At 45.2% G+C, this 250-nt stretch carries 1 pseudogene; it reads left to right on the forward strand.

Going from position 1 to position 250, the window contains the following annotated elements:
* Positions 1-250 (forward strand): annotated as a pseudogene (locus tag LJE12_RS19885) (IS200/IS605 family accessory protein TnpB-related protein); the annotation flags it as partial.

Raw genomic sequence — 250 nt, forward strand, 5'->3', positions numbered from 1 at the left:
TGGAAATGGTTCTGTGTACGTCTGGAGCATACGGATATGGAATATCTGAGAAAATACTGGTCAGGAAAAAAAGCATCTGCCCCGACACTGGAGAAAAGACACCATAAATATTTCCTGCGTTTTACCTATACAGAAGAAGTAACACTTACCAAAACACCTGTGAAAGAACAGGTCATCTGCAGCGTGGACCTGGGAATCAATACCGATGCAGTCTGTACCATCATGCGGGCAGACGGAACTGTCCTGGGAA

Source organism: Blautia sp. DFI.6.71 (genome assembly GCF_020593585.1).
Classification (GTDB): Bacteria; Bacillota; Clostridia; order Lachnospirales; family Lachnospiraceae; genus Blautia_A; species Blautia_A wexlerae.